The organism is Cytophagia bacterium CHB2 (genome assembly GCA_030263535.1).
In the GTDB taxonomy this organism is placed as follows: Bacteria; Zhuqueibacterota; Zhuqueibacteria; order Zhuqueibacterales; family Zhuqueibacteraceae; genus Coneutiohabitans.
Genome location: SZPB01000259.1, coordinates 1 through 9,357, shown reverse-complemented (window position 1 = coordinate 9,357; position 9,357 = coordinate 1). Strand labels below are relative to the sequence as shown.

Below are 9,357 nucleotides of genomic sequence, written 5' to 3'. Positions count from 1 at the left end.
GTGAAGGCCTGGAGCCGCGGGTATCTCGCGGACCCGATGATGGAGCTGGCCGGGGACCGCCTGACGCGAGTCATCAAGGAGCACGTCCACGCCAGCAAGGAGGCCGCGGCCGGAGACGGCGGCGCCTCGGGAGGCGGCTGTGGCTGCAACTGAGCGCCCGTCGGGGAGCCCGCCCGCCGCTCCCTCTCCGCGCCGCTCCTCGCGCCGGAAGCCCCGCCGCCGGGGGGCTGGCGCCCTCGGGAAGCTCCCGGTCCTGGCCGCGGGGCTCGGCGCGCTGGCGGCCCGGAAGGCCCAGGGCCAGTCCTCGATCGACGCCCGCTTCCTCTTCTACAAGGAGAGCGACGGCCGGACGCAGGTGATGAACCCGTGGCTCGGGATCCACCAGGAGCTCGGGCCCACGCTCGGCAACCTCGACCTCCTCCTCGCCTACGACAGCATCTCGGGCGCCTCGCCCACGGGCGCCTTCCCGTCGCTCGACGTCACCACGTCGGCATCGGGGAACGTCGTGGCCAGCGGGAGCTTCCCGACGGCGGAGTACTCGGACAAGCGGACGTTCGCGTCGCTGGCCTGGAGCAAGAAGCTCGGGGCGCACCTGCCGTCGGTCGACCTCTCTTACGGCAAGGAGAACGACTACGAGGCCCGGAGCTTCGGCCTATCGGACTCCTGGACCCTCCTGGGAGGCCGGGGGACGCTCCACGCCGGCTTCTCCTACTCGAGCGACCTCGTCGAGCCCGTCACGAACGACCTCTCCCTCTCGAAGAGGTCCGCCGGCTACGCCCTGGGCTGGACCTGGGTGCTCGGCGAGCGCGACCTCCTCGACGTCTCCGGCTCGTGGACGAGCCTCTCGGGATACCTCGACGACCCGTACAAGGTCGTCCCCGTGGGCCCCGACGGCTCGACCCAGACGCTCCCGGACCGCCGCCCCGACAGCCGGTCGCGCCTGGCGCTCGTCGCCCGGTACGGGCACTCGTTCGGCTCGCGCTCGGCGCTCAAGCTGACGTACCGGTACTACCGGGACGACTGGCAGGTCTCGGCCCACACGCTGGAGGCGGCGTACGACCAGCGCCTCTTCGGGAAGTGGGTCGTCACGCCCGAGGTGCGGCTCTACACGCAGTCGGCCGCGTCGTTCTACGGCGCGCGGTTCCCCGTGGAGCAGCCGTACATGTCCTCCGACTACCGCCTCTCCTCCCTCTGGAACGCGCTCGGGGGGCTCACCGTCGGCCGGGAGATCGACGACCGGTTCGGGATCCGCCTCGGCGGGACGTACCAGTACCAGAAGGGCCGCGACCGGATCACGCTGAGCGGCACCGGCGAGGCGGGCGAGGAGGGGACGGCGGCCGTCTCGGCGGCCGACATGAAGGTCTTCACCGTCACGCTCGGGTTCACGTTCAAGTACTGACGTGGGGGAGGAGGCGGAAGGGCCCGCCCTCTACACGACCCGCTTCCGGCTCATGGGCGGCTGGGGGCAGGTTGTGCAGAATTTGCCGGCAGATCACTTTACCACGTTCGGCTCGAACGATTGGGTGTGGGCCGCGGGCGTGTTTTTTCCCACGTTTTTTTTGTTGATGGGCGAAGGCAGCATGTATCAAAAATTCTTTTCCGCAAAGGATGAAAATGCGGCGCGCAAAGCCGTGATTGGCATGATCGTCGGCGTCATTTTTCTGGAAACCATGCTCTGCACTCTGGCTGTGATCGGCAGCTCGAAATACTTCAATCTCGCGCCTTTCAGCGAGGGCGGCGCGTTGAACAAAGCCGTGACCGAAACCATCATTTTGCACCTTGCGCGGTTCGATCTGCCGCCATTGGCGGGCGCATTATTGATCGCCGCGGGCGTGGCCGTCATTCTTTCCACGGCCAATACGTTTTTGATGACGCCTTCCACCAGCATCGCGCGCGATCTCTATCAGCGTTTCATCAATCCTTCGGCCAGCGACCGGCAAATCGTCCGCCTGCAGCGCATTTTAATCGTTGTGCTCGGTTTGTCGGCTTACGTCCTCGCCAGTTTTTTCAAGAGTATCCTCGACATGGCATTCACGGCGTACACGTTTGTCGGCGCGGGCGTGACGCCGGCGCTGCTCGCCGCCTTTTTGTGGCGCCGCGCGACGCCGGTGGCGGGCGCCGCTTCTGTGGGCGCGGGCATGATCGTCACACTCCTGATTACAATAGCCAATATCGCGATGGAAGGGACAACCGCCTCCGTCCGGCTTTTTGGTATTCACCTGTTGCCGATGGAAACGGATTACATTATCATCCCGGCGGCGATTGCATCGATTTTGACCTTGATCATCGTGAGCCTGCTGACGCCGCCGCCGGCAGAGGCAAAATGGCGGCCGTTCTGGAATAAATAAAAAACGCTATATGCCCGAAGTGGCCATTTCCAACAAAAGATGAAGAGTGTCGTCAATGGCGGTCGATTATACTCACCTGACGGATGTCGAGCTGCTGCGCGCAACAACCATCAAGGAAAATGATTATTCGCCGTCTGCGCTCTCCGCAATTCGAATGGAAATGGCCCGACGAGGGCTGGATGCCGCCAAGCTCATGGATCATATCCGCGTGGCAAAAGAGGGCAGCGAGCCTGAAACCTATACCCACGCAGAAGCCTTGGAACGGCTTTCACCCGACATGCCGGGAAAGGTTCAGGAACTGAAACTGCGCGAGCTTTACGGGAAGTTGATTCCATTGGTGGAAGATTGCTTCGTGCCGTATTTCAATCGCGGCGTTTTGCAATTTCAGCTTGGCCGCCGCGAAGAAGCCGCAGCATCTTTCATCGAAGCTGCGGCTCATGGCATCCGAAGGTTCGAGGAAGAAGATTGCCCGGTAGAGACAAAAACCTATTTGGAGCAATGGCCACGCGCCCGCGACCATTTTAAGCGTTATCTCGAACTCGAGCCGCACGTAGCTGATCGCGCTGTTATCGCCGAGCTTGTCACAGAATTAGAGAAGGAGTAACCATATGCCGCCACGTGCAAAACGATCGCCGGCTTTTTGGTACGCGATGCTCATCGCGTTGGTATACATGGCCGGCTGCAAGCGTCTCGAAAAAGATTTGCCGCCGGCCGTCACCGACGCCGTCAAAGCCGTGCAGCAACAGCATTGTCCGGACCGCCGCCTCTGCGTCTTCGATATTGAAGTCGTTATGCTTGGCGCCAATCTCAAACTGCAAGGTGAGCTTTCAGATTCCACCGCGATTGCCGAGCTGGTCGGCGCTGTCAAAAAAGCGGCGCCCAATTTCAAAGTTGAAGAAGAAATTCGCCTGCTGCCGGACGCAACGCTTGGAAACCGGCGATTTGGCCTAGTGCGCCCCGCCGTGGCCAATCTGCGCAGCAAGCCGGCGCATGCCGCGGAATTGGCGCATCAACTCTTGATGGGAAGCATGGTATCATTGCTCAAAAAAGAAGGCAACTGGTACTACCTCCAAACAGAAGATGGTTATCTCGGCTGGCTGCCGGAAGGCTCGTTCAGAATGGCGAGTCTGAACGGCATTGATGAATGGCTGGCCTCAGACCTGGTGGCGTATAATCGTTTGGATGGCCTGGTGCGCGAGGAAGCCAACGCGGCTGCGCTTCCGGTTACTGCCGTGGTGTTGGGCTGCACCATGCGGCGGCTCGAGGTGGTTGAACAAAAATCCGGAGATGCCAGGACGAAATGGGTCAAAGTGCGTTTGCCTGATCGCCGGGAGGGCTTTATTGAATTCGACGCTGTTACCGAGCGGGACAAAGTCTTCCCGGCTGCGCCCGGAACCGCCGAGGACGTTGTGACGACGGCAAAAAAATTTCTCGGCGTTCCTTATCTTTGGGGCGGCGCTTCCGTGAACGGTTTCGATTGCTCGGGCTTCACGCAGCTTGTGTTCCGCTTGCACGGAGTGGCCTTGCTGCGCGATGCCAGCCAGCAAGCGCGTCAGGGCGAGGCCATCGAGGCCGGCAGGAATTTTGAGAATCTCGAACCTGCGGATTTGTTATTCTTCGGCGAACAAGAGGGCAAAATCACGCACGTTGCCATTTCGCTCGGCGGCGCGCGCTTCATTCATGCTTCGGATTTTGTGCAAATGAACAGCCTTGATCAAAATGACGCGGACTATGTCGATTATCGCCGGCAAACGTTTCAATTTGCCAAGCGCATGACGGCCTTGAAGCCTTCGCCAGCGTCCTCGGGAAGCGATTGAGCTGTTTCATCTCTTCATAACCATGAAACTTCGCACTTTTCATGCTCTCGCAACGCCGGCAAACTTTGGTGTTGCCGCCCTCATTCTGTTTTTTTGCCTCCTGGCTGCTTTGCCTTGGGCTTGGCGCGACAGCGCTGAAGACACTTTGCTCGATTTGCAGTTTCGCCTGCGCGGTGAGCGGCCGCTCTCTGATAAAATCGTTTTGGTTTATCTTGGCGCGGAAGATATTCAAGCGCTGGGCGGCTGGCCCATCACGCGCGATTATTATGGCTATTTGATGCACGGGCTAAGTCGCGCGCACGCCCAAGTCGTCGGTTTCGATATTCTTTTCGATCGCGCCGATCGCCACTACCCCGAATTCGACGCCATCCTTGCGGATTTTTTTAAAACCGCCGGCAATGTTTGTTTGCCCCTGGCGTTCGCGGAATTAACAAACGCCCCTCGCTCTGATTCGAAAGCTCCACAAAAAATCATGAGGGGACTCGATCCGCTTGTTCCCACCAAAGAATTGCAAGCCAGCGCCGTAGGCATGGGATTCAGCAACTTTGGCGCTAACGCAATCGTTCGCAAAGCGCCGCTGGTTCTCCGGCACAATGACAGCCTCTACTATTCCTTCGGCTTCGAATTGGCGCGGCTCTATCTCAACGGTGAAAAATCTTCCGTCCAATATTCCGCCAAAGAAATCGCCATGATTGATGCGGCGGGCGAGCGGCATGTTTTTCCGATTGATGAAACCGGCCGTTTGCGCCTCAATCATTTCGGCGGCATTCATGACGTTGCGGCCTTCAGCTTTGTGCAACTTTTGCAGGCCTTCAATGCCTCGCCGGATTCACTTGATTTCACCGGCAAAATCGTGATTGTCGCCGTCACCGCGCCGGGTACGCCGGTGTTGAAAGCCACGCCCTTAGCCGAGGCTCTGCCCGCGGCCTTGCTTCATGCGACGGTTGCCGAGAATCTTATCACGCGAAATTTCTTGCGCAGCACGCCGCTGCTCTTGCAATTCGTATTCCTCGCGGTGATGGTGATCGCAGCATTCTGGATCGGGCGGGTCAAGCACGTCAGTACGCTGCTCGCACTCAGCGCCGCCGTTTTGGCGGTTTATGGCGTTCGCGCCGCAATTTTGTTCCGCACCGCCAATCTCGTCGTGCCGGTGTTACTGCCCACATTGGCATATGTGACGGCGCTCGCCTGGGTTTTGGTGAGACGCCGGCATGAAGAGCGCACACACGGCGCCGCGCTGCGCACGCTTTTGCAGGAACAAATCACCACCAAAGAAAACCAGCTTGCCGAAGCGCAGGCCCGTTTGCATGAATTGCAAGAACAACTGCGGCACGAGGCCGCCGCTTCCGGGCAAACGCTGCAACTTGCCGAAGCAAGAAAAGCCTTGATTTTAGAGCTTGAAAAGCAACTGTGTGATTTGCAAAGCTATGGCAGCAGCGAGCAGCCGGCGCTTGCCGCGCATGCCACCGACATCATTCACGCCGCAGGCAGTAAAATGAAACACGTGCTGGAACTCGTTGCGCAAGTTGCGCCGGAAAACATTCCGGTATTGCTGATGGGTGAAACCGGCAGCGGCAAGGAATTGGTTGCGGCCGCCATTCATCGTTCCGGCGCACGCCGGCATGCAGCCTTTGTCGCGGTGAATTGCAGCGCGTTGCCGGAAACATTGCTGGAAAGTGAATTGTTCGGGCATGAAAAAGGCAGCTTCACCGGCGCGCAGTCGCGGCGGCGCGGCCGTTTTGAATTGGCGGACGGCGGCACGATTTTTCTCGACGAAATTACTGAAACCTCGCCGGCGCTGCAAGCCAAGCTGCTGCGGGTTTTACAAGATGGAACCTTCGAGCGGCTCGGCAGCGAACATACCCTGCATACCAATGTTCGCATCATTGCGGCCTGCAACAAAAATTTGCCGGCAGAAGTCGAGAAGGGCAATTTTCGCGCGGATTTGTTTTATCGCCTGAATGGTTTTCCCATCATCTTGCCGCCATTGCGCGAACGCCAAGAAGATATTCCGCTGCTCGCTGCGCATTTTTTAAGCAAGCACGGCTACGAGAAGGTGAGAGGTTTTTCAGAGGCGGCCATGACGGCTTTGCAGGCCTATGCCTGGCCCGGCAACGTGCGTGAATTGGAAAATCTTGTGCGGCGCGCCGCCATCCTGGCGCAAAGCGCCGGGCGCAACTTGATACAAGCGAGTGATCTGCCGCAGGACTTGTTTGCGCAAAACGCCGCGGCTGCGCCGGCTTTGATATACAAACCGCTGGAGTCACAGATTCTTGAGATGCTGCGGACTTTCCGCTTCTCACGCTCCGCCATTAGTCAAACCGCTAAAGCGTTGGGCAATCGCGACCGCGGCACCATCACCGAATATTTCCGCGGCCTCTGCTTCGAACATTTGGTGCAATCCGGGTTTGATGTGACGCAAGCCGCGGCCGCCATCGCTGCCAGCGAGGATGCACAGACGATTGCGCGCGTTCGCGCTAAAATCGACGAATATTTGAAAAACCTGCGCGCCTCTTCAATGGAAAAACTATCCAAAGGCTTGCCGCAAAAATATCATGTCTTTTTGCAACAGGTAAACACACATATTCGCCGCACAGCCCAACCCGAACGAGCCGGAACCAAAGAGATAATTCCAACGGATAGAAAAACCCAACGGACGTAAGAAACATGATCAGTTGGGTTCTTCAATCCGCTGGAAAAACCTATGCTCTTTCCGCTACGATTCAATTTTAAAGAGACTAACAGGTGTTTTGGACGATCGCCGCACTTGCACAAACATGACTGATCTCTTATCCGATAGCAATTCGCTGAAAAATGACCATGTTCCGCTGCGTGCGCTGGCCCTGGTTTTCCTGCGTCTGGGTACGATCGGCTTCGGCGGCCCGGCTGCAGTGATTGCCATGATGGAAGAAGAAACCGTCAAACGCAAAAAGTGGCTGACACATGAACAGTTTTTGGATTTGCTCGGCGCGACCAACCTCATTCCCGGCCCCAACTCTACCGAGATGGCGATTCACGTTGGCTATGTGAAAGCCGGCTGGCGCGGGCTGGCCGTTGCCGGAAGCTGTTTCATATTTCCGGCGGTTGTGATCACACTTCTCTTGGCTTATCTCTACGTTCATTTCGGCGCCGTGCCGCAGCTTGCTGCATTCATGTTCGGAATCCGCGCCGCCATTATCGCGGTTATCCTCGCCGCCGTGTTCCGCCTCAGCCGCTCAATGTTCAAAAAGCGCTTTCTCGTCATCATCGGCCTGGCCGTAACAATTCTCAGTCTTTTTCGGCTTGATGAAATTGCTTTGCTTTTCGGCGCGGGAATTTTGAGCATCGTTTGGGAGCATCGTAAACGAATTTGGCAAAAAGCATTATCAGTTTTCAATGCCAACGTACTTCCGGTTTTCGGGATGTTCTTTTCGCCATTGGGAAACGAAGCGAACGCGAGCCTGACCAGCTTAGGTCTCTTCTTCCTCAAGATCGGCGCGATTCTTTATGGCAGCGGCTATGTTCTCGTTGCTTTCTTGCAGGGCGGCCTAGTGGAGAGTTACCATTGGCTCACACAGCAGCAACTTCTCGATGCCATTGCCATCGGACAATTCACACCTGGTCCCATCCTTTCGACCGCTACCTTTATCGGATACGTCTTGCTCGGTTTTCCAGGAGCGGCCGTCGCAACCATCGGCGTTTTTCTCCCTTCCTTTATTTTTGTGATGCTGAGCAGTCCGCTCATTCCAAAATTGCGAAACTCTCCCATGGCGCGAAATTTTTTAGATGGCGTCAACGCCGCTGCACTCGGCTTGATGCTGGCGGTATGTTTCTCCCTGGGATTCGCCAGTTTGACGAGTGTAGCAGGCTGGTTCATCTTTGGCCTGGCGATTATCGTTCTGGTGGTGTGGCATCTCAACGCCGCATGGATTATCCTGGGCAGCGCCTGCCTGGGCTGGCTGCTTTCTCACACCCCGCTGTGAGCGGCAGCGCCGGCTAAAGGGTGTGGTATCAAAAAAAGCTTTTGCTTTTTTTGGGAGTTTAGCTTTTGTGGGCGAGGTCCACAAAGTTGCTCGACAAGCTGCGATTTTCGACTTTTCTGAAAATCGGTGTAGGCGTTTAGCTTTTCAAACGCAGTCGCTTTATGTTGAACCCCTTTTGTATTTCGGCAAACATTTTTAAACCGCAAGATCTCCTTCGCATCTATTCGCGTTCATTCGCGATTGCCCTTATTTCAACAGAGTCATCACCTTGGTTTGGCGTTCGAGCGCCGTGGTAACCGTAAATGTGCCGTTGCTTACCTGCTCGCGAATCTCCAGCACATAAAGATATTTTCCACTTGGCAGCACTTCTTGATCGTTATTCAAGCCGTTCCAAACATGCCGATGCGTACCGGGCGCCAGGACGCCATCCTGCAGGGTGCGCACCGCCTGGCCCAGCATATTGTAAACCATCAATACGACATGGCTCTCCTGCCGCAACAAGTAACTGATTTCCGTCTGCTGGTGTCCGGAGTTAAGGCTGAAGGGATTGGGATAATTTTGATAAAGTGAGAACAGCTTGGGAATGCCGTTCGCGCCAGGCCGATCGCTGCGCAAATCATCGACGAAGACGAAGTACATCGTCAACGGCACATCCTGCCGGGCGCCGGCTGCCATGTTTCCGCCAAGCTGCACACGCCCGGGATAATAGCGCGCTTTCCAAATTTGCATTTGATCAGTGGTGCCCTCGATCAAAAGCATTTTGTTCACGCGCGTAAAATTGTTGGTCAGCCAATTCGGCGCCGGCTCGCCGCGATTGTCATAGGCAACATAGACATCAGCCTCGTGATTCAGGTTAAATTCGAAAAAGGTGTCGGATTTATCGCGGCGATCACGATAGGCCGTGCGAAACATGAGCATGCCTTCGAATTTTTTGGGCGCGCTGAGGAGTGAGTGTAAGCGATCGATATACAATCTTTTGCCGAGTTGCAATGTGTCAATCTGATATTCCTTGCGCGACCACGCGCTGATCGTCAAACCATTGTGAGTTCCCTGTCCCGGCGCGTTGGCGGGATAGGAAAGCACGACGGCGCGCGGCATGGCATTGGCATTGGCCGAAACATCAACCAGGCCTCTGATCGTGATGGTAAAATCATATTCATACCAGTGCAGCGAAGTGCTCAACGTCACTTCATTGCCCTCCTCGCTCAGGCGCGCGGAATAGACCTGAAT

8 protein-coding genes are annotated in these 9,357 nt (G+C 57.1%); 7 read left to right on the top strand and 1 reads right to left on the bottom strand.

The window, feature by feature from the left end:
- The 7 genes from FBQ85_21045 to chrA all read left to right on the top strand — a co-directional run bounded on the left by FBQ85_21045 (nt 1) and on the right by chrA (nt 8,127).
- The gene (locus tag FBQ85_21045) at nt 1–153 is read left to right on the top strand and encodes a DUF4266 domain-containing protein (GenBank protein MDL1877626.1); all 153 of its coding nucleotides are present in this window, start codon (nt 1–3) and stop codon (nt 151–153) included.
- Nucleotides 140–1,399: a DUF3570 domain-containing protein gene (locus FBQ85_21040; GenBank protein MDL1877625.1), complete on the top strand. Its 1,260-nt coding sequence runs from the start codon at nt 140–142 to the stop codon at nt 1,397–1,399. The genes FBQ85_21045 and FBQ85_21040 overlap by 14 nt, the downstream gene beginning before the upstream one ends.
- A 1-nt stretch (nt 1,400) precedes the next feature.
- Nucleotides 1,401–2,348, top strand: coding sequence for a hypothetical protein (locus FBQ85_21035; GenBank protein ID MDL1877624.1), 948 nt, complete (start codon nt 1,401–1,403; stop codon nt 2,346–2,348).
- Nucleotides 2,349–2,403: 55 nt separating this feature from the next.
- Complete coding sequence (locus FBQ85_21030) at nt 2,404–2,952, top strand: hypothetical protein (GenBank protein ID MDL1877623.1); 549 nt, start codon at nt 2,404–2,406, stop codon at nt 2,950–2,952.
- Between the two features lie 4 nt (nt 2,953–2,956).
- A complete protein-coding gene (locus FBQ85_21025; GenBank protein ID MDL1877622.1) occupies nt 2,957–4,165 on the top strand; it encodes an NlpC/P60 family protein in 1,209 nt (402 codons plus the stop codon).
- Nucleotides 4,166–5,183: 1,018 nt separating this feature from the next.
- The gene (locus tag FBQ85_21020) at nt 5,184–6,827 is read left to right on the top strand and encodes a sigma-54-dependent Fis family transcriptional regulator (protein MDL1877621.1); all 1,644 of its coding nucleotides are present in this window, start codon (nt 5,184–5,186) and stop codon (nt 6,825–6,827) included.
- A gap of 115 nt (nt 6,828–6,942) precedes the next feature.
- Nucleotides 6,943–8,127 (top strand): chromate efflux transporter, encoded by a 1,185-nt coding sequence (chrA, locus tag FBQ85_21015; protein ID MDL1877620.1) that lies wholly within the window; start codon nt 6,943–6,945, stop codon nt 8,125–8,127.
- Nucleotides 8,128–8,373: 246 nt separating this feature from the next.
- Here the strand turns inward: chrA and FBQ85_21010 are convergent.
- Nucleotides 8,374–9,357 (bottom strand): hypothetical protein (locus tag FBQ85_21010; GenBank protein ID MDL1877619.1); only part of this gene is annotated, 984 nt, incomplete at its 5' end.

Bases quoted from the DNA above. Each gene is read 5' to 3' on its own strand.
- FBQ85_21030 (MDL1877623.1), top strand. From the start codon at position 2,404: ATGGCGGTCGATTATACTCACCTGACGGATGTCGAGCTGCTGCGCGCA.
- FBQ85_21025 (MDL1877622.1), top strand. From the start codon at position 2,957: ATGCCGCCACGTGCAAAACGATCGCCGGCTTTTTGGTACGCGATGCTC.
- FBQ85_21020 (MDL1877621.1), top strand. From the start codon at position 5,184: ATGGTGATCGCAGCATTCTGGATCGGGCGGGTCAAGCACGTCAGTACG.
- chrA (MDL1877620.1), top strand. From the start codon at position 6,943: ATGACTGATCTCTTATCCGATAGCAATTCGCTGAAAAATGACCATGTT.